Origin of the sequence: Barrientosiimonas humi (assembly GCF_006716095.1) — a bacterium.
Lineage (GTDB): Bacteria > Actinomycetota > Actinomycetes > Actinomycetales > Dermatophilaceae > Barrientosiimonas > Barrientosiimonas humi.
The window spans coordinates 1,095,239-1,114,285 of sequence record NZ_VFOK01000001.1; the positions used below are offsets into that span (position 1 = coordinate 1,095,239).

Genomic DNA, 19,047 nt, shown 5'->3' on the forward strand with positions numbered 1-19,047 from the left:
GGTCGATATCGACCCGGGACGTTCGCGTTTTGCGCCAAGCGGGTCGAGTGGGCCCCGCGAGGAACGAGCGGGCCGTATCGAGACCCCCAAGCCGCCAAGCGTGCCTATCGGGTCGATACCGACCCCACCTGCCCGCCTCACGCCCCGAGAGCGTGCCGTATCGGGTCGATACCGACCCCACCTGCCCGCGGCGTACGCCGACGTCCCGGGCAGCCCGCCCCTTGGCTGCGCGTGCGCTGCCCGCCGACAAGCGTGCGGGCCGGCCGAAAACGTACAGTTGCCCCGTGGTGGCGATGAGTCGGGCCGAGTTCGAGGACGAGGCGGGCCAGGCCCTGGACCTGATCCCGCCGGAGCTGCTCGCGCGGCTGCAGAACATCGCGATCCTCGTCGAGGACGACCCGCCCGTCGACCAGCCGAACCTGCTGGGGCTCTACGTCGGTGTCCCGCTGCCGGAGCGCACCGACTCCTGGGCCTACGGCAGCCTGCCCGACCGGATCACCCTGTTCCAGCGTCCGCTGGAGCGGATCAGCGCCACCCGCGAGGAGCTGCGCGAGCAGATCGCCGTCACCGTGGTGCACGAGATCGGGCACTACTTCGGCATCGACGACGACCGGCTGCACGAGCTCGGCTGGGGCTGAGCCGACCCCGACGTACGTTCGCCGCCCGACCCGACGTACGCCCACCGCCGGCCACCGGACAACGCGAACGGCCCCGCCCGGCCGAAGCCGGGCGGGGCCGTGTCCCGCAGGGGAGCGTCGCTCAGTGGCGGTCGGCGCGCTGCGTCTGGTGGTCGTAGGCGGTCCCTTCGCGGACCTCCTCCGCGCCACCGTGCAGCTCACCCTCGAAGCCCAGCTCGCCACCGTGGGCGCGGCTGTGCTCGACCGCGCTGGTCTCCAGCTCGCTGGACTCCAGCGACTCGTGCTCGTCGCCGTGGTGCTGCGCGGCGGCCAGCTCGGCCGGGGTGACGGCCTCGATGCGGTCGGTGAAGAAGAACCGCGACAGGGCCTCGCGGGTCTTGTCCTTGCGCGCGGTGCCGGCCGAGACACCGTTGGCGTCCTGGCCCGGCAGCGACTCGATCGGGCGCCAGGACTGGTAGGCGACCAGCGGCCAGCGCTCGTACTCGTTGAGCGGCTCGTGCGCCTCGAAGAACCGGCCCTCGGCGGTGCGGATGATGCGGCCGGTCTCCCGACCGTGCAGCACCAGGTCGCGGTCGCGCCGCTGCAGGCTGAGGCACAGCCGCTTGGTGAGCATGAACACCAGGATCGGTCCGACGAGCAGCAGCACGCGCAGCACGTTGGTGATGTCGTTGATCGACAGGCCCAGCTTGATCGCCATGATGTCGTTGCCGGCCGCGATGAAGTTCACGGCGTAGAACGTGATGGCGGCCATGCCGAGACCGGTGCGCACCGGGCGGTTGCGCGGGCGGTCCAGGATGTGGTGCTCGCGCTTGTCGCCGGTCACCCAGGCCTCGAGGAACGGGTAGGCGCCCGCGATCGTGAACATCACCGGGATCAGCAGGATCGCGCCCAGGAAGATGTTGAAGCTCCACGTGGTGCCGAAGATCTCGAACTCCAGGAAGCCGGGCAGCAGACGCAGCGCACCGTCGGCGAAGCCCATGTACCAGTCGGGCTGGGAGCCCGCCGTGACCTGGGTCGGTTCGTACGGTCCGTACGCCCAGATCGGGTTGATCTGGACCAGGCCGGCGATGAGCGCGGTGATGCCGAACACGATGAAGAAGAAGCCACCGGCCTTGGCCGCGTAGACCGGCATCATCGGGAAGCCGACGACGTTCTTCTCGGTGCGGCCGGGGCCGGGGTACTGGGTGTGCTTGTGCACCATCACCAGGATGATGTGCGCGGTGAACAACCCGACGATGATCGCGGGCAGCAGCAGCACGTGCACCGTGAATAGGCGGGGGATGATCATCTCGCCCGGGAAGGCTCCGCCGAACACCAGGTAGGAGATGTAGGAGCCGACCACGGGGATGGAGAGCATGAAGCCCTCGGCCGCCCGCAGACCGGTGCCGGACAGCAGGTCGTCCGGCAGCGAGTAGCCGGCGAAGCCCTCGACCATCGACAGCATCAGCAGGTTCACGCCGATGACCCAGTTGATCTCACGCGGCTTGCGGAACGCGCCGGTGAAGAACACGCGGCACATGTGCAGCATGATCGAGACGATGAACAGCAGCGCCGACCAGTGGTGGATCTGCCGGATGATCAGGCCGCCGCGGATGTCGTGCGAGATCCGCACGGTCGAGGCGTACGCCTCGGACATCTCGATGCCGCGCAGCGGCTCGTAGCTGCCGTCGTAGGTGGTGTGGCCGAGGCTCGGCACGAACCAGAACGTCAGGAACGTGCCGGTGATGAGCAGGATGACGAGGGAGTACATCGCCACCTCGCCCAGCATGAACGACCAGTGGTCGGGGAAGACCTTCTTGAGCAGGTAACGCCCGCCCTTGGCTCCGCCCGTACGCTCGTCGACCCAGTTGCCGAGGCCGGCCACCGGGCCGCCGGACCGCTTGACCGGTCCGCGCTCGTCGTCGTCCCGCAGTGCGCTGGCTCCGCGGCGTGGGGTGCTCGGGTCTGCTGCGGTGCTCATCCACGCTCCCAGAAGCTCGGGCCGACAGGCTCGGCGAAGCCCTGGTCGGCGACCAGGTATCCCGCGCCGTCGACGGAGATCTTCAGCTGCGGCAGCGGACGCTTGGCCGGGCCGAAGATCACCTTGCAGTCATCAGTCATGTCGAACGTCGACTGGTGGCACGGGCACAGCAGGTGGTGCGTCTGCTGCTCGTACAGGCCGACGGGGCACCCGACGTGGGTGCAGATCTTGGAGTAGGCCACGACACCGTCGATGCCCCAGCTGCGCTGGCGGGCGCTCTTGATCTTGGCCTCGTCGAGCCGGACCAGCAGGACCGACGCCTTGACCTTCTCGTTGAGCGGCTGCTCGGTCTCGTCGATGCCCTCGGGCAGGACGTGGAAGACCGACCCCATGGTGACGTCGCTGAGCCGGATCGCGGTGCCCTCCGGGTCACGCACCAGGCGACGCTTGCGGCCGTTGATGCGCGAGTCCCACAGGGAGGTGGACAGGTCGTTACCGGGGAGCGGGCCGAGCGAGCCGACCAGCTGCAGCCCGAGCGGGATCGCGAACAGGCCGAGCGCGCCGCCGAGGGTGTACTTGATCAGCGGGCGGCGCTGGATCTGGGAGGACTCAGCGCCCTCCTCGAGGATGGCCACGAAGCCCTCGCGGTCCTCCTCGGAGGAACGCTGCGGGTGGCGCTCCTCGACGACCTCCTCGTCGGACATCAGGGTCTTGGCCCAGTGCACCGCGCCGAGGCCGATGCCGAGCAGGGACAGGCCCAGGGTCACGCCGAGCGCGACGTGCAGCGCCAGGACGTTGCCGATGATCGGCAGGGTGATGACCGACTGGTCGTCGATCGCGAAGTAGGCGACCGCGAACAGCACGGTGGCGACCATCGACATCAGGAACAGCGAGGCCACCTGACGCTCGTAGCGCTTCGCCGCGGCCGGGTCGTCGTCGCCGTGCCGGTGCTGGTGCGGCGGCAGCCCCGGGTTCGGGAAGTGGGCCGGGAGCCGGTCGGGGGACGCCTCGAGGTGGTGACCCGCGGACAGGTCGACGGCGCCGCGGGACTCACCCGTGCCGTCGCCGTGCTGGCCGGGGAGGTTGCTGGAGTCGCTCAATTCAGGCTGCCTTCCGTCCGAGCCAGACCGCTGCGCCGATCATCAGGCCGATGCCGATCGTCCAGGCGAACATGCCCTCGGTGACCGGGCCCAGGTTGCCCAGGTTGTGGCCACCGGTGTTGGCCTCGCCCTCCATGTACTGGAGGTAGCTGATGATGTCGTTCTTGTCGCTGGGGGTCAGGTTGGTGTCGTTGAACACCGGCATGGACTGCGGGCCGGTGAGCATGGCCTCGTAGATGTGCTTGCCGGACACGTCGTCCAGCTTCGGGGCGTACTTGCCCCGGGTGAGTGCGCCGCCGCTGCCGACGAAGTTGTGGCACATCGCGCAGTTGACGCGGAACAGCTCGCCGCCCTTGGCGACGTCGCCCTGGCCGTTGTAGTTCTCGGCGTTCGGGACGGCCGGGCCGGTGCCGAGCGAGGCGACGTACGCCGACAGCTGGCGGGTCTGCTCAGGGGTCATCTGCGGCTTGCCGCGAGGGGCCTGCACGCCGGGCTGGGTCATCGGCATACGGCCGGTGCCGACCTGGAAGTCGACGGCCGCGGCGCCCACGCCGACCAGCGACGGGCCGGCCTTGGAGCCGGTGGCGGCGGTGCCGTGGCAGCTGGCGCAGTTGGCCTGGAACAGCTGCTTGCCCTTGACGACGTCGTCGGCCGCGGCGGTCGGGGCCGCCTCGGCGTCCTTGGGGGCGAGCGCTGCGTAGGCGCCGCCGGTGAAGACCAGGGCGAGCAGCAGCACGACGAAGATCGCTGCCGGGTGCCTGCGGCGGGCGGCGAGGAAGCTCACGGGGTTGTCCTGTCGTCGTCGGGGCAGGTGGTGGGGGAGGGGGTCGCGCGCTGCACCGCGATCACTGCAGGAGGTAGATCGTGGCGAACAGGGCGATCCAGACCACGTCGACGAAGTGCCAGTAGTAGCTGGTCACGACGGCGCCGGTGGCTTGGCTGTGGGTGTAGCGACGCGAGGTGAAGGTGCGGGCGATGATCAGCAGGAAGGCGATCAGACCGCCGGTGACGTGCAGGCCGTGGAAGCCGGTCGTCAGGTAGAACATCGAGCCGTAGGAGTCGCTGTCGATGCGCACCCCCGCGCCGACCAGCTCGGAGTACTCCAGCACCTGGCCGGCCACGAAGACCGAACCGAACAGGTAGGTGAGGACGTACCACTCGCGCATGCCCCACTGCTTGACCTGCAGGAGCGTGCCCGTGCGGTAGGGGATGCCCTGCTCGGCCTTGAACACGCCCAGCTGGCACCAGATCGAGGAGATCACCAGGATCAGGGTGTTGGCCGCGGCGTACGGCACGTTGAGGTGCGGGGTGTTCTGCTCCCACAGCTGCGGGGCGGCGCCGCGAATCGTGAAGTACATCGCGAACAGACCCGCGAAGAACATCAGCTCGCTCGCCAGCCACACCATGGTGCCGACGGCCGTCATGTTGGGACGGGTCACAGGGCCGTGAGCGGCAGGGGCTCCGGGGCTGGGTTGAGTCGTTGCGGTCGCCACTCGCTCATTATGGCCCCATCCAGGGTCCGGTCGCGGAGCGGGTCCCGACGGGGTGTCGAACGCTCGAGGTGCCGGCTTCGTTCCCGAGCTCGGTCGGTAGCATCGGCGCCATGGCCGCACCTTCCTCTGCCGTGACGACCACGGCCTCTGGCGCCTCCCGCACGCCCGTTCGCACGGTGAACGTGCTCCTCTACAGCGACGACGTCGCGACGCGTGACGCCGTCCGGGTCGGGGCCGGGCGTCGCCCGGCCAAGGACGTCGAGATCGGCTCGTGGCGCGAGTGCGCGACCGCCCCGGCAGTCATCGAGGCGGTCGAGAGCGGCGGCTACGACCTGATCGTGCTCGACGGCGAGGCGTCGCCGGTCGGCGGGCTCGGGCTGTGCCGGCAGCTGAAGAACGAGATCTTCGACTGCCCGCCCGTGGTGGTGCTCACGGGTCGCCCGCAGGACGGCTGGCTCGCGTCGTGGTCGCTGGCCGAGGCCTCGGTCCCGCAGCCGCTGGACCCGCTGGTGCTGGCCTCGACCCTCGCCGACGTCGCCCGCACGCACGTCCCGGCCGGCTGACCCGCATGGCGCAGGACACCGCGCCCACCTGGCCGACCGTCCTGAAGACGCTCCTCGCGGACGAGAGCCTGCCCGCCGACGCGGCGCAGTGGGCGATGGACCAGATCCTCACCGGCACGGCGACGCCGGTGCAGCTCGCCGCTTTCCTCGTGGCGCTGCGGGCCAAGGGGGAGACCGCCGACGAGATGCGTGGCCTCGCCGACGGCATGCTCGACCACGCGATCACGATCGAGGTTCCCGGCGCCACCCTCGACATCGTCGGCACCGGCGGCGACCAGCGGCACACCGTCAACATCTCCACGATGTCCTCGATCGTCGCCGTCGGCGCCGGGGCGCACGTGGTCAAGCACGGCAACCGGGCCGCGTCCTCCTCGTCGGGGTCGGCCGACGTGCTCGAGGCGCTCGGTGTGCGACTCGACCTGGAGCCCGAGCAGGTGCGGCAGGTCGCGCTCGACGCGGGCATCACCTTCTGCTTCGCGCAGACCTTCCACCCCTCGCTGCGCCACGCCGGCAGCGCGCGGCGCGAGATGGGCATCCCCACGGCGCTCAACCTGCTCGGACCGCTCACGAACCCGGCTCAGCCGCGCTACTCCGCGATCGGCGTCGCCGACGCCCGGATGGCCCCGTTCATGGCGCAGGTCTTCGCCGACCGCCGCCGCGACGCCGCGGTCTTCCGCGGCGACGACGGGCTGGACGAGCTCACCCTCTCCACGACGTCGAGGGTCTGGTGGGTGCGTGACGGTGAGCTCAGCGAGCACGTGCTCGACCCGACCGCGCTGGGGCTGCAGACCGCCCCGGTCGAGGCGCTGCGCGGCGGCGATGCCGCGCACAACGCCGAGGTCGTACGCCGGGTGCTGGCTGGTGAGCCCGGCCCGGTCCGCGACGCCGTGCTGCTGAACGCCGGGATCGCGCTGGCGCTGACCGAGCTCGACGAGGCGCCCGGTCGCTTCGGGCCGGAGTCCGACCTGGACGCGCTGGTGCGCCGCGGGATCGAGCGGGCCCGCGCCGCGATCGACGAGGGTGCCGCCGCCGCCGCGCTGGAGCGGTGGGTCACCGCGACGGCCCGCTGGCAGCAGCCCACGCGCTGACCGCCGATACCGGGCGTTGTGACGTACGCCGGGCGTACGTGACGGTCAGTAGGGCCGATATCGGGGGTTGTGACGTGCGCCGGGCGTACGTGGGTCAGTAGGGCCGATATCGGGGGTTGTGACGTGCGCCGGGCGTGCGCGACGGTCAGCAGGGCCGATATCGGGGGTTGTGACGTGCGCCGGCGGGGCGGGGCTCAGTCGCCGCCGATGCTGAACGCAGCGCCCAGGTCGTCGTTGCTGTAGGTGCGGAAGGCGATGTGCGTCTGGGTGTCGCGCACGCCCTCGACCTTGTTGAGCCGGTCGGCGATGACGTCGGCGAAGTCCTCGTGCCGCTCGACCCGGGCCACCGCGATGAGGTCGACGTCACCGGTCACGGAGTAGACCTCGCTGACCCCCTCGATCTCGGCGATCTGCTGGGCCACCTCGGGGATGCGGGAGACGTCGGCCTTGATGAGAACGATGGCGGAGATCACCCCTGCACCCTATCGACGGGCCGCGCCGGCCGCGGGTCAGACCGGTGCGCCGCTGCTGGGGCTCGGGCCGCCGCTACGCACGTCGGTGGGTGCGGTGATCGTGACGGGCGCGCCGTAGTCGCGATAGGTGATCGAGCGGGTGCTGGTGGACAGCTTGATCTGCACGTGCACCGGGCGCCGCGACGGCTCCAGGAACACGGTGAACGACGCGCCGTCGGCGTTGCCCCGCAGCTCGGTGAGGCCGGTGCGCCCGTCGTACGACGCGTCGCGGCCCACGACCTGGAAGGTCACGTCGTCGTCGATCACCGACTCGAAGTTGCACGGGTTGTCGTCGTCGAGCTCGAGCTCGTCGTCGCTGCGCTGGCGGTAGGGCCCGTCGGAGCCGGTGCGGGAGTAGTCGGACCCGTCGACGTGGATCTCCTCCCGGCTGCCCGTGCGCAGGGTCCAGGCGGCCTTGCCGGAGCAGCGCGCGGTGCCCTGGGCCTGCTGGTTGTCGCGGCCGGTCAGCTCGAAGCGGAAGCTGATGCGGGCGTTCTGGGCGGAGCTGACCGTGGGGCCCAGCTCCGCGGCCGAGATGCTGCTGCCGGTGATCGGGTTGGGGGCGGGGTCGAGGGCGCTCGGTGCGCCGCTGCTCGGGTTTGATCCGGTGGGAGCCGGGCTGCTCGGGGCAGGAGTGCTCGAGGTGCCCGGCGCCGGGCTCGACCCGGAGGGACCGGGGGCCGTCGTGGCGGACGACGGGGGAGCGGACTCGACGGTGACCTCGGAGCCCTGGCAGGCGGTCAGGGCGGTGAGGGCGACCAGGGCGGACGGCGCGGCGATCCAGCGGCGGCGCGTGGGCATGGGGGAACTCCTTCGTCGGTCTGATCATCGCTGGGACGCGCACCCGGCCGCGAGCGTTCCGTGATGATCACGTGCCGCGACGCGGGCCGCCCGGCCGTCTCGGCGGGCCCGTCGCCCGACACCTCAGACGACCAGCTCAGCCCGCCGCGGCGGCACCGGAGGCCACCGCACCAGGCGGGCGGTGCAGCGTGCGGCCACGGGGCTCGTCGAACCCCGCCACCTGCTCCTGCGATCGCACCAGCGGCTCGAGGCGGTCGCGGGAGCGGCCGGCGCCGTTGACCGGACAGGTCCACTCGCCGTCGAGGCTGACCAGGCGGGTGCCGGGCGTCTCGAGCCAGCGCAGGATCTTCTCGGTCTCTTCCGGCAGCGCGGCCGGGACCGGGCCGGTCGGCGGCGCGACGACCTCGGCGCTGGCCCGCACCGCCTCGACGGTGAGCATCGGGTCGGTGCCCCTGGCCGCCACCGCGGTGCCGGCGAGCCGGCCGTAGCGCACGCAGACGATCTCCCAGCCGCCCTCGGCCCGCCACCGGGCGCCGACCAGCTCGGGGCTCGCCGCGAGCGGCGCCAGGCGTTGGGCCCGGGCGGTGCCCCGCACGAGGGTCAGCAACCGGTCGCGCACCGAGCCGGCGTCTTCGTAGCGCTCCTGCTCGGCCAGCTCGGCCATCCGCTGCTCGAGCGCGCGCACGAGCGGCTCGGCGTCGCCGGTGAGCGCCGCGGTGACCTGCGAGACGACCGCGTCGTAGTCGGCGACCGACTGCTGACCGGTGCACGGCGCGCCGCACCGGCCGAGCTCGGCGAGCACGCACGCCGCCGTCGGCTTGGCCGGGGACAACCGCGTGGTGCACTGGCGCAGCGGCACGACCTCGTGCACCGCGGCCACCGCCTGCTCGGCCTGCTTGCGGCCGGAGAACGGGCCGACGTAGCGGGCGCCGTCGTCGCGCACCTCGCGCACCACCGACAACCGAGGGAACGGCTCGACGGTGAGCTTGACCCACACCGCCCGCTCGGGGAAGCGGCTGCGGCGGTTGTATCGCGGCTTGTGCTCGGCGATGAGCCGCAGCTCGCGCACCTCGGCCTCGAGCGGCGTGGCGCACACGATCGGGGTGACGCTCTCGGCGATGCCGACCATCTCGGCCATCCGGGTGCGGTGCTCGCTGGCCGTGAAGTACGTGCGGACCCGGCGCCGGATGTCGACGGACGTGCCGACGTAGAGCGGGCGCTGCTGGCCGTCCTTGAAGACGTAGACCCCCGGGGCGGAGGGCAGGCTGTCGGCGAGGAAGCGCTTGCGGCGCTGGGCCGGGCTGACCCGGGAGGAGTAGGACGACAGCTCCTCGAGCGTCGTCACGCCCAGGCTGCCGACCCGCCCGAGCAGACCGTGCAGCACGTCGACCGTGGCGCGGGCGTCGTGCAGCGCGCGGTGGTCGGGGGTCGTGCTCGCCTGGAAGAGCCGGGCCAGGCTGCCGAGCTTGCGGTTGGGCGCCTCGTCGCGGGTGACCAGCTGCCGCGCGAGGTGCGCGGTGTCGATCACCCGTGGACCGGGCCACTCCAGCCCCAGGCGCTGGGCGTTGGTCTTGAGGAAGGTGATGTCGAAGGGTGCGTTGTGGGCCACCAGGACGGCGCCGCGGGCGAACTCCAGGAAGGCCGGCAGCGCGGTCTCGATGCGGGGCGCGTCGGCGACCATGCGGTCGGTGATGCCGGTGAGCACCGAGATGAACGCCGGGATCGGCAGACCGGGGTTGACCAGGGTCTGGAACTCGCCGAGCTGCTCGCCGCCACGCACCTTGACCGCGCCGATCTCGGTGATCTCGCTGGCGAGCGGGCTGCCGCCGGTGGTCTCGAGGTCGACGACGACGAAGGTCACCTCGTGCAGCGGGGTGCCGAGATCGTCGAACGTGGCCTGCACCGGCACCAGCGGGGTGGTCATGGGCGGAACGCTAGGTGCGGGGTGTGACAACGCCCCGTCGGCACGCCGGGTCGGGGGCTCAGTCCAGGTGGGCGAAGGCCGGCCAGCTGAGCTCCCAGGAGCGCCGCAGCCCGGTGCACAGCCGGATCGGCTGGTCCTGCTCCTCGTTGTCGACGTCGACCCCGTTGTCCAGCGTGCCGACCTGGCGGCACTGCGCGAACAGCGCCAGCTGCCGCGGGCCGAGATCACCCACCAGCAGGGCAGAGCGGGCGGGCCCGCTCGGCCGGGCGACGTCGTACAGACCGTTGTGCCCGCTGTACGCCCGCGGCAGCCCGTGCGCCGGCCCGAACCGGTCGATCGCCCCGGCCTCGCCGTAGTTGGCCGTGATGATCACCGGCGGCGGTGCGCCCGGGTCGGCGGCGACGGCCGCGCGGTAGGCCCGCGCCACCTGCCCGACGTACGTCGGCCACCCCACCTGGTCGGGCATCAGCGAGCTGACCTTCGTGACCGGTGTCGCCCCCACGACGCTCACCGGGATCACCGGCAGTGCGAGCACCGCCGAGACCGCCCCGGTGATCGCGGCGACCCGCCACAGGCGACGTGGCGAGCTCGTCGTGATGACGCCGGCGGTCAGCCACACGACCAGCGCCACGACGACGTAGTGCGGCTGCGCGCCGGCGACGAACGTGAAGGCGTAGACGGCCACGGTCACGACGACCAGATAGCGGGTGCGCGGCTCGCGCGCGAGGGTGACGACGCCGCGCCACAGCAGCGGGAACAGCGGGCCGACACCGGCGACGAGCAGGATCAGCACGGTGACCCGCACCTCGCCCGCGTCCTCGGCGAGCGCCCGCCCCATCCGGATCTGCGGCCAGTCGTGGGTGGCCTGGTAGACGAGGTTCGGCAGGGCCACGACCAGCGCCAGCAGCCCGCCGGCCCACAGCCAGACCGAGGCGAACACCCGGCGCGGCCCCAGCACCGCGAGACCGAGCACCGCCGCGACGCCGACGACGGCCACCAACCACCGGTTGTACGTCGTCAGCCCGGCGACCAGGCCGGCCGCCACCCACCAGCGCGGCGAACGAATCGCCTTGAGCGACAACAGGATCAGCAGCGGCAGGAAGAACAGGTCCAGCGTCGAGGTGAGGAGCAGGTGGCCGAGCATCAGCGGGAGCGTGGCGCAGGCGTACGCACCGGCGGCGAGGGTCTGCCGCGGCCGGTCGGCGCCGAGCTCGCGGGCCAGCAGCGCGACCACGACGACTGCGGCCATCGCGGCGAGCGTCGCGGGCACGCGCAGCGCCCACACCGTGTCGGAGACCTGCGTGGTGAGCCGCGCGACGAACGGCGTGAGCGGCGGCTGGTCGACGTAGCCCCAGGCCGGCGGGAGCATCCGGTAGTAGAGCTCGTCGCGGTGGTAGCCGTAGCCGACGCTGCCGGCGGTGAGCACGGCTCCGAGACCGGCGCTGACCCCCCAGACCGGGCCGGAGACCTGCTCGCGCACGGCGGCCACGCACTCAGTCTGGCCGAGTCGCGCGGCCGGCGCGGGCGTACGGCGAAACCTCGTGGACGCGCCGTGCGGCGCGGGCGCACACTCCCTGGCATGCCGCCGACCGTCGCGATCGAATTGCCACCGGGTCTGGAGCCCACCGCGTGGGTCGACCGGCGCGCCGACGCGGCCGCGCGCAGCTGGTGCCCCGCCCAGCGCACCCACCCCGGTGACGTGGCGTGGTCGGCGGCGCAGCACGACGTCGACGACGAGTGCCGGTCGCGGGTGTGGTGCGCCGGAGACGCGTCGGGTCCGGTGCTCGCCTGGAGCAGGGTCGAGCCGGCCGGCCCGGGCGTGGCGTACGCCGACGTGCACGTCGACCCGACGCACCCCGAGGCCACGGGGCTGGCCGAGCAGGCGCTCGGCTGGTCGCGCGGGCACGCCCCGGCGACCCTGCTGACGCTGCTGGACCGGGAACGCGTGCTGCTCGACGCCGTGTCGGCCGCGGGCGGCCGCGAGCAGGACGGGCCGTGGTTCACCCACCTGCTGACCGACCTGGTCGACGGGTCGGGGCGCCCGCTCGAGCGGCTGCGGCCCTCGCTGCCGGCCGGCTATCGGGTGCGGGCGGTCACCGACGACGAGGCCGACGAACGGGTCGAGGTGCACCGCGCCTCCTGGGCCCCGGCGCGGATCAAGCGGCTCGCCGGTCAGGTGCCCGACGGCGAGGAGGCGGGCTCGCGGTTCTCGCGCCCGGCGTACGACCGGGTCCGGGCGACCCGGCTCTATCGCCGCGAGCTGGACCTGGTGGTCGAGGCCCCCGACGGCAGGCTGGCCGCGACGGCGCTCGGCTGGTTCGACGAGCGCAGCCGCAGCGGGCTGATCGAGCCGGTCGGGACCGCGCCCTCGCACGCCACGCGCGGGCTGGCCCGGGCCGCGTGCGCCCAGCTGATCCGCGAGCTGGCCCGGATCGGGGCCCGCACGGCGCTGGTGTGCCCGCGCGGCGACGCGGGGTACCCGATCCCGGCCCGGCTGTACCGCAGCCTCGGGATGGTGCCGGTCGCGCGCACCCGGACGTTCCGGCTGGGGTCGGGCTGACGACGCTCGCTGCGGCGTCGGTGGGCCGAGGTCAGCATCGGTGAGGGGGATCGGTGACCAGGCGTGCGCCGGAGCGCACGGTCGCTCACCGATGCCGCTCACCGGTGCGGCGCACCGATCCGTGCGGGCGCGGCCCCGGGGGCCGGGCGGAGGTCGTCGCGGAGGGTTTGTCGGTGGTCGACCCTACGGTCGTCGCAACGACCCGAGGACCGGCCTCGGGCAGCACCGGAAGGAGGTCGGCGATGCGTTCCGACACCCACTCCGACCTGCAGATCGACTGCTCGACCTGCCCGGTCCGCGGGCACCAGTGCGACGACTGCATGGTCACGGCCCTGCTGTCGATCTCGCCCCACGAGCTCCCGCTCGACGCCGTCGAGGTCCGCGCCCTCGACGCGCTGGTCGGCAGCGGCCTGGTCAGCGAGGCCGAGGCCGCCGCGGCCACCGCGCGTCCCGAGCGACCCCAGCGCGCGGCCACCTGGGCCTCGGTCGGGTGAGTCCGACGAGCCCGGGCCGGCCCTCCCGCGAGGAGGTGGTGAGAGAGTCGTCCTCGTGAGACCGAGCCGGCGTGCGCTGCTGCTCGGTGCCGCTGCCGTGGTGACGGCCGGTTGCGACCGCGGGCCGACCCCGGCCGGTGGTTCCTCCACGACGGGTCGGGCGTCGTCCGGGTCCGGTGACCCGGCTGCGACGGGCCCGTCCTCGCCCGACGGCGTGCCCTCGTCCGCAGCACCACCCTCGTCAGCGGGTCCGGCCTCGACCGCGGCGCCGTCCGGCGCGGGCACCTCGCCGTCCCGCGGCATCACGGTCACGGGCGATGGCCCGCTGGCTCGCCGCCGCGAGGTGGAGCGGTTGGCGGCGGTCGCCTCCGGCCAGGTGCGCCAGCTGTGGCGCGCGGCGCCGGCAGCCGTGCGCATCGTGGTGCCCGCGAGCGACACCGAGTTCTCCCGGATCACCGGCTCCACCTCCGACCAGGTCCCGGCGCTCACCCGGCCCGACCGCACCGTCGTGCTGCACCCCGACCTGTGGGGCCGGGTCAGCGCCCGCGGGCGCCAGGTGGTGCTCACCCACGAGCTGACCCATGTGCTGCTCTCGCCGCTGCCCACCACGCCACGGTGGGTGGGGGAGGGCGCCGCCGAGGTCACCGCCTACCGGCCGACCGGGCTGCGGCCCGACCAGGTCGCTCCCGGGGTGGCCCGCCGGGTGCGCTCGGGGTCACCACCGGCCGGTCCGCCGGACGACGCGGCCCTCGACCCAGGACGTACGGCGGACCTGAGCGACGCCTACGGCCTGGCCTGGGCGTGGTGCGCGTTCCTGGTGGCCCGCCGCGGAGCGGGCGTCTTCACCGGTTTCGTGCGCACCGCGAGCGCGCAGCCGGGGCAGACCGGGCGGGCGTTCCGGGCGGCGTACGGCGCCGGCCCGGCCGGGCTCGGCGGGGCCTACGAGACCTGGTTGGCGTCCTGGGCGTAGAGCCGCTCGACCTCGTCGGCGAAGTCGTGCAGCACCAGCTCGCGGCGCACCTTGCCCGAGGGGGTCAGGTATCCCCGGGCGGCGGTGAGGTCCTCGCGCAGCACCTCGAAGGTGCGGATCTGGTCGGTGGCGTCGGGCGAGGCGTTGGCCTGGCCGATGGCGCGGGCGATCTCCTCGCGCACCTCGGCGTCGTCGGCGGCGACGTCGGGGGTCAGCCCCGGCCGGTCGTGGTTGTCGCCCCACAGCGCCAGCATCGGCGCGTCGAGCGTGACCAGCGCGCCCAGGTGCGGCCGGCCCTCGCCGACGACGACCACCTGCGACACCAGGGGGTGACTGCGCACCTGGCCCTCGAGCGCGGCCGGGCTGACGTTCTGCCCGGTCGAGGTGACGATGAGCTCGCTCTTGCGGCCGGTGATCTTCAGGAAGCCGTGCCCGTCGAGCCGGCCCATGTCACCGGTGCGCAGCCAGCCGTCGTCGGTCATGGTGCGTTCGGTCGCGACCTCGTCGTCCCAGTAGCCGCGGAACACCCCGGCCCCGCGCACCTGCACCTCGCCGTCCTCGGCGATGCGCACCGCGACGCCCGGCAGCGGCTGCCCGACGGTGCCCATCCGGGTCAGCTGCGGGGTGTTCACCGTGGTCGAGGCGGTGGTCTCGGTGAGGCCGTAGCCCTCGAGCACCGGCAGCCCCATCCCGCGCAGCACGTGACCCAGCCGTTCGCCGAGCGGGGCGCCGCCACTCATGGCGTAGTCGAGCCGGCCGCCGAGCGCCTCGCGCAGCCCGCGATAGACCAACCGGTCCATCGCGGCGTGCTGCAGCTTCAGCCGCACCGACGGCCCGCGGGGCTTGTCCAGCGCGCGGCTCCACTCCTCGGCGACCCGGGCGGCGCGGGCGAACAGAGTGCCGCGCCCGTCGCCCACCGCCTGCTGCTGGGCCCGGTTGTAGATCTGCTCCAGCATGCGCGGCACCGACAGCACGAACGTCGGGCGGAAGGTGCCCAGGTCGTCCAGCACCTGGTCGGGCTCGGGGGAGTGACCCAGGCGCACCCGCGAGTAGACCGCGACGACCTGGACGAACCGCGCGAAGACATGCGCCAGGGGCAGGAAGAGCAGGGTGGCGGCGTCGTCGACGTCGACGAGGTCCTTCAGCCGTTCGACGGCGTTCTCGGTCAGCGTGAGGAAGTTGCCGTGGGTCAGCTCCACGCCCTTGGGGCGGCCCGTGGTGCCGCTGGTGTAGATGACCGTGGCGAGGGTGTCGCGGTCGGGCAGCGTGGTGCGCGAGCGCAGCTCGGCGTCGGTCACGTCGTCGGCGCCGGCGGCGATCTCCTCGAGGCCGCCGCTGTCGATCTGCCAGACGTCGCGCAGTCGATCCAGGTCCGGGCGCACCTGCCCGACGGCTGCAGCGTGCTCGGCGGTCTCGACCACCGCGGCGACCGCGCCGCTGTCGCTCAGCACCCAGCCGATCTGGTCGGTGGGGGCGCCGTCGTACAGCGGGACGACGACCGCTCCCGCCGCGAGCAGCGCGAAGTCGACCAGGGTCCACTCGTACCGCGTGCGCGACAGCAGCGCCACGCGGTCGCCGGGCTCGATGCCCGCGGCCATGAACCCCTTGGCGAGGCGCTCGACCTCGTCGGCGAACTGGGCGTGGGTGACCGGTGACCAGCCGCCCTCGGCCGTGCGCCGGGAGTAGCCGACGCCGCGCGGGTCGACCGTCGCGTTGCGCGAGGGGAGCAGACCCAGGTTGCCGGCCGCCGTCGGCACGACCAGCGCCGGGACCTCGAACTCCTGCACCCCGGCACCTTTCGCGCGCGTCGCCCAGGGATCTCCGGGCACGAGCCGGACACTACCGCCGCCCGCGACGGCGTCCAACGACCCTTGCGGTGCAGGCCCGGCGCCGCAGCGCGGCGTCTACAGTGCCCGCATGGCCGACAGCACTCAGTCCTCGATCACCATCGACGCCGCTCCGGAGACGGTGCTCGACATCATCGCCGACTTCGACGCCTACCCCGAGTGGGCCGGGCAGGTGAAGCGAGCCACCGTCGTGAGCGAGGACGCCGACGGGTGGGCCGAGCAGGTCGAGTTCGAGCTGGACGCCGGCGTCGTGAAGGACACCTACACCCTCGGTTACGACTGGGACGTCGACGAGGACGGCACCGGCACCGTGTCGTGGACGCTGGTCAAGGCCAACCTGCTGCGTGCGCTCGACGGCGCCTACACCCTGCAGTCGACCGGCGGCGGCTCCACCAAGGTCGACTACCAGCTGGCCGTCGAGGTCACCATCCCGATGATCGGGGCGCTGCGCCGCAAGGCCGAGAAGATGATCATCGACACCGCGCTCAAGGAGCTGAAGAAGCGCGCCGAGGCGTGAGGGGCAGCGGGCCGCCCGCGGGTAGGCTCCCGGGAGCTTCGCCCGGGCGCACCCGTCCGTGGCGCGACCCGCTGCCGCAGGAGGGGCCGTGAGCGAGAAGGAGTCCGCCGACCGCGACGCCGTGTCGTCGGTCGCCGACGAGGCCGTACGCCTGGTGTCGGCCCTCGCCGCCCTGGGCGGCGACCTGGCCGGCTCGCGCGAGCACCCCGCCGGCGCCGACCCGGCCGAGACCGACCCGCTCGGCGGCGACGACTCCGCTCCAGGCGGCGACGCCGCTGCCGGGCCCGTCACGTGCGGCTGCAGCAACGACGCGGTCTCCAGCGTGTGCGGTCTCTGCCCCGTCTGCCGGGTCGCGACCTTCGTCGCGGAGGTGCAGCCCGAGACGATCGAGAAGGTCGCCGACCTGGTGAGCATGGTCGCCGGCTCGCTGCAGTCGTTCGCCGCCCAGCGCCGCGCCGAGCAGGCGGGCACCAGCGGCGACAAGCCCCCGGCCGCCGACGACGACGAGCAGTCCTGACGCTGGCATGATCGGTCTCGCTCGACGCCGCTGAGCGCGCCAGCCGCGGCAGAAGGAGGAGGCATGACCACGCCCACCCGGGCGATCGGGATCGACATCGGGGGCACCAAGGTCGCCGGGGGAGTCGTCGACGAGAACGGCGAGGTGCTGCTGCGGGCCCGCCGGGACACCCCGCATCGCTCGACCGCCCCGCACGTCGTCGAGGACATGATCGTCGACGTCGTGCAGGAGCTCGTCGAGGCCGAGGACGCTCCGGTCAGTGCCGTCGGGATCGGCGCCGCGGGGTTCGTCGCGGCCGACCGGGCGACCGTGGTCTTCGCGCCGCACCTGTCCTGGCGCCACGAGCCGCTGCGCGACGCGCTCGCCCGCCGGGTCGACCTGCCGGTCTTCGTCGACAACGACGCCAACGCCGCCTGCTGGGCCGAGTGGCGCTTCGGGGTCGGTCGCGGCGAGTCGCACCTGGTGATGGTCACGCTCGGCACCGGCATCGGCGGCGCCGTACTGCTCGACGAGAAGATCCAGCGCGGCCGGTTCGGCATCGCGGGGGAGTTCGGGCACATGCAGGTCATGCCCGGCGGCCACCGCTGCGAGTGCGGCAACCGCGGCTGCTGGGAGCAGTACGCCAGCGGCAACGCCCTCGTGCGCGAGGCCCGTTCGCTGGTGCTCGCCGGCAGCCCGCTCGCCGCCGACCTCGCCGCACGGGTGGGGGGCGACGTGCACAACATCACCGGGCCGATGGTCACCGAGGCGGCCCAGCAGGGCGACCCGACCGCCGCCGAGCTGCTCGCCGAGATCGGCCAGTGGCTGGGCATCGGGCTGGCCAACCTCGCGAACGCGTTCGACCCCGGCGCCTTCGTGATCGGGGGCGGCGTGAGCCAGGCCGGGCCGCTGCTGCTGGACCCGGCGCGCGACGCGTTCCGCCGCCACCTGGCCGGTCGCGGCTACCGGCCCGAGGCCCGCATCCTGGCGGCCAGCCTGCGCAACGAGGCCGGGCTCGTCGGCGCCGCCGACCTGGCGCGCGACGCCGTGCTGCGCGACCGACCCGACGAGGAGGACGAGGCGTGACCGACGCGACCGTGCGCGTGGTGTCGTACAACATCCGTGCGCTGAAGGACGACCGCGATGCCCTGGTGCGGGTGATCCGCGCGCTGGAGCCGGACGTGCTGTGCCTGCAGGAGGCGCCGCGTCATCCCTTCTCGAGGCACCGGATCTCGGCGCTCGCGGCCGACTGCGGCCTGACCTGGGGCGGCGGCGACGACCGCGGCCGGATGAGCACGACGCTGCTCACCGGTATGCGGCTCGACGTGCTGGCCAGCGGTCACCGGCTGCTGCCCGTGGTGCGCCCGGCCGAGCCGCGCGGCTGGGCCTTCGCGACCTGCCGCCTGCCCGGCTACCAGCCGTTCGTGACCGTCAGCCTCCACCTGAGCCTGAAGGCGAAGGAGCGTCCGGAGCACGCCAAGCTGCTGCGCGACGCCAAGGAGCTGGCCGACAACGTGCCGGCGGTGCTGGCCGGCGACGTCAACGAGACCAGCAAGGGCAGCGCGTGGCAGCTGTTCGCGGCCGGGCTGGACGACCCGAGCGGCGAGATCAACACCTTCCCGGCGAAGGCACCCGTCAAGCGGATCGACACGATCTTCACCTCCCCGGTGCTGCGCGCGACCCGACCGCAAGTCGACCTCGACCAGGCCGACCTCAAGGCGGCCAGCGACCACCTGCCGCTGTGGGCCGACCTCGACCTCAGCGGGTTGGCGGTGGGGAACAGCGAAGCCCCTCCTCCCATGGCGGCCGGGTAGCCCTTCCTGGTCGAGCGGGCGCTCCAAGGCGGCCGTATCGAGACCCGTCACCAGGCTCTGTGGTCGCCGAGAGGCGCCGGGAGGCGGGAGTCGGTCCGTGGTTGGCCGGTCTGGCGGCTCGCGGTGGTGACGTTCCTGACAGAGCCTGACGTTGTTGACACGGACTGGCGTTGTTGACAGACGTGCGTGCTGTAGCAGCCCTTTGTGTCAACAACGCACTGTCGTGTCGAGATCGTGGGGTGCTGTCAGGACCGACCCCGCCCAGACTGG

General features: G+C 73.0%; 19 protein-coding genes. 10 read left to right on the forward strand and 9 right to left on the reverse strand.

Annotated features, from left to right (window positions below; translation table 11 throughout):
• The first annotated feature begins 284 nt into the window (after window positions 1-284).
• The gene (locus FB554_RS05155; RefSeq protein WP_236022276.1) at window positions 285-638 is read left to right on the forward strand and encodes a metallopeptidase family protein; all 354 of its coding nucleotides are present in this window, start codon (window positions 285-287) and stop codon (window positions 636-638) included.
• Window positions 639-759: 121 nt separating this feature from the next.
• On the opposite strand, the gene qcrB is transcribed toward FB554_RS05155, so the two are convergent.
• The 4 genes from qcrB to ctaE form a co-directional block, all read right to left on the reverse strand.
• The gene (gene qcrB, locus FB554_RS05160; protein WP_142004996.1) at window positions 760-2,598 is read right to left on the reverse strand and encodes a cytochrome bc1 complex cytochrome b subunit; all 1,839 of its coding nucleotides are present in this window, start codon (window positions 2,596-2,598) and stop codon (window positions 760-762) included.
• Window positions 2,595-3,698: a cytochrome bc1 complex Rieske iron-sulfur subunit gene (gene qcrA, locus FB554_RS05165; RefSeq protein WP_142004997.1), complete on the reverse strand. Its 1,104-nt coding sequence runs from the start codon at window positions 3,696-3,698 to the stop codon at window positions 2,595-2,597. Before qcrA ends, qcrB begins: the two co-directional genes overlap by 4 nt.
• A gap of 1 nt (window position 3,699) precedes the next feature.
• Window positions 3,700-4,482, reverse strand: coding sequence for a cytochrome bc1 complex diheme cytochrome c subunit (gene qcrC / locus FB554_RS05170; RefSeq protein WP_142004998.1), 783 nt, complete (start codon window positions 4,480-4,482; stop codon window positions 3,700-3,702).
• Window positions 4,483-4,543: 61 nt separating this feature from the next.
• Entirely contained in the window at window positions 4,544-5,191 is a 648-nt protein-coding gene (ctaE, locus tag FB554_RS05175) for an aa3-type cytochrome oxidase subunit III (RefSeq protein ID WP_392425869.1), read from the reverse strand.
• 110 nt (window positions 5,192-5,301) lie between these two features.
• Here ctaE and FB554_RS05180 point away from each other — a divergent pair, with 110 nt between their 5' ends.
• Together FB554_RS05180 and trpD are read left to right on the forward strand one after the other, a co-directional pair.
• Window positions 5,302-5,754 (forward strand): response regulator transcription factor, encoded by a 453-nt coding sequence (locus FB554_RS05180; protein ID WP_142005000.1) that lies wholly within the window; start codon window positions 5,302-5,304, stop codon window positions 5,752-5,754.
• A 5-nt stretch (window positions 5,755-5,759) separates the two neighbouring features.
• Window positions 5,760-6,842, forward strand: coding sequence for an anthranilate phosphoribosyltransferase (gene trpD, locus FB554_RS05185; RefSeq protein WP_142005001.1), 1,083 nt, complete (start codon window positions 5,760-5,762; stop codon window positions 6,840-6,842).
• A gap of 194 nt (window positions 6,843-7,036) precedes the next feature.
• Here the strand turns inward: trpD and FB554_RS05190 are convergent, their stop codons facing one another.
• The 4 genes from FB554_RS05190 to FB554_RS05205 all read right to left on the reverse strand — a co-directional run bounded on the left by FB554_RS05190 (window position 7,037) and on the right by FB554_RS05205 (window position 11,568).
• Window positions 7,037-7,315, reverse strand: a complete 279-nt coding sequence (locus tag FB554_RS05190; protein ID WP_142005002.1) for an Lrp/AsnC family transcriptional regulator — start codon at window positions 7,313-7,315, stop codon at window positions 7,037-7,039.
• A gap of 36 nt (window positions 7,316-7,351) precedes the next feature.
• On the reverse strand, window positions 7,352-8,155 hold the full coding sequence (locus FB554_RS05195; protein WP_142005003.1) for a hypothetical protein: 804 nt from the start codon (window positions 8,153-8,155) through the stop codon (window positions 7,352-7,354).
• Between the two features lie 136 nt (window positions 8,156-8,291).
• Window positions 8,292-10,079, reverse strand: coding sequence for a DEDD exonuclease domain-containing protein (locus tag FB554_RS05200; RefSeq protein ID WP_142005004.1), 1,788 nt, complete (start codon window positions 10,077-10,079; stop codon window positions 8,292-8,294).
• A gap of 58 nt (window positions 10,080-10,137) precedes the next feature.
• The gene (locus FB554_RS05205) at window positions 10,138-11,568 is read right to left on the reverse strand and encodes a glycosyltransferase family 39 protein (RefSeq protein ID WP_142005005.1); all 1,431 of its coding nucleotides are present in this window, start codon (window positions 11,566-11,568) and stop codon (window positions 10,138-10,140) included.
• Window positions 11,569-11,658: 90 nt separating this feature from the next.
• Between FB554_RS05205 and FB554_RS05210 the strand changes: the two genes are divergently transcribed.
• From FB554_RS05210 to FB554_RS05220, 3 genes are all read left to right on the forward strand, one after another.
• Window positions 11,659-12,639: a GNAT family N-acetyltransferase gene (locus FB554_RS05210; protein ID WP_142005006.1), complete on the forward strand. Its 981-nt coding sequence runs from the start codon at window positions 11,659-11,661 to the stop codon at window positions 12,637-12,639.
• Window positions 12,640-12,881: 242 nt separating this feature from the next.
• Complete coding sequence (locus tag FB554_RS05215; protein ID WP_142005007.1) at window positions 12,882-13,133, forward strand: hypothetical protein; 252 nt, start codon at window positions 12,882-12,884, stop codon at window positions 13,131-13,133.
• Between the two features lie 352 nt (window positions 13,134-13,485).
• Complete coding sequence (locus tag FB554_RS05220) at window positions 13,486-14,103, forward strand: hypothetical protein (protein ID WP_142005008.1); 618 nt, start codon at window positions 13,486-13,488, stop codon at window positions 14,101-14,103.
• Here FB554_RS05220 and FB554_RS05225 read toward each other — a convergent pair.
• Window positions 14,073-15,890 carry an AMP-dependent synthetase/ligase gene (locus tag FB554_RS05225; protein WP_142005009.1) on the reverse strand — a complete coding sequence of 606 codons (1,818 nt, stop codon included), beginning with the start codon at window positions 15,888-15,890 and terminating at the stop codon, window positions 14,073-14,075. The genes FB554_RS05220 and FB554_RS05225 overlap by 31 nt on opposite strands.
• A 130-nt stretch (window positions 15,891-16,020) precedes the next feature.
• Between FB554_RS05225 and FB554_RS05230 the strand changes: the two genes are divergently transcribed.
• The 4 genes from FB554_RS05230 (at window position 16,021) to FB554_RS05245 (ending at window position 18,777) form a co-directional block, all read left to right on the forward strand.
• Window positions 16,021-16,467, forward strand: a complete 447-nt coding sequence (locus FB554_RS05230; RefSeq protein WP_142005010.1) for an SRPBCC family protein — start codon at window positions 16,021-16,023, stop codon at window positions 16,465-16,467.
• Window positions 16,468-16,555: 88 nt separating this feature from the next.
• Entirely contained in the window at window positions 16,556-16,984 is a 429-nt protein-coding gene (locus FB554_RS05235) for a hypothetical protein (RefSeq protein ID WP_142005011.1), read from the forward strand.
• Between the two features lie 63 nt (window positions 16,985-17,047).
• On the forward strand, window positions 17,048-18,049 hold the full coding sequence (locus tag FB554_RS05240) for an ROK family glucokinase (RefSeq protein ID WP_142005012.1): 1,002 nt from the start codon (window positions 17,048-17,050) through the stop codon (window positions 18,047-18,049).
• The gene (locus FB554_RS05245) at window positions 18,046-18,777 is read left to right on the forward strand and encodes an endonuclease/exonuclease/phosphatase family protein (protein WP_142005013.1); all 732 of its coding nucleotides are present in this window, start codon (window positions 18,046-18,048) and stop codon (window positions 18,775-18,777) included. Before FB554_RS05240 ends, FB554_RS05245 begins: the two co-directional genes overlap by 4 nt.
• Window positions 18,778-19,047 lie beyond the last annotated feature (270 nt).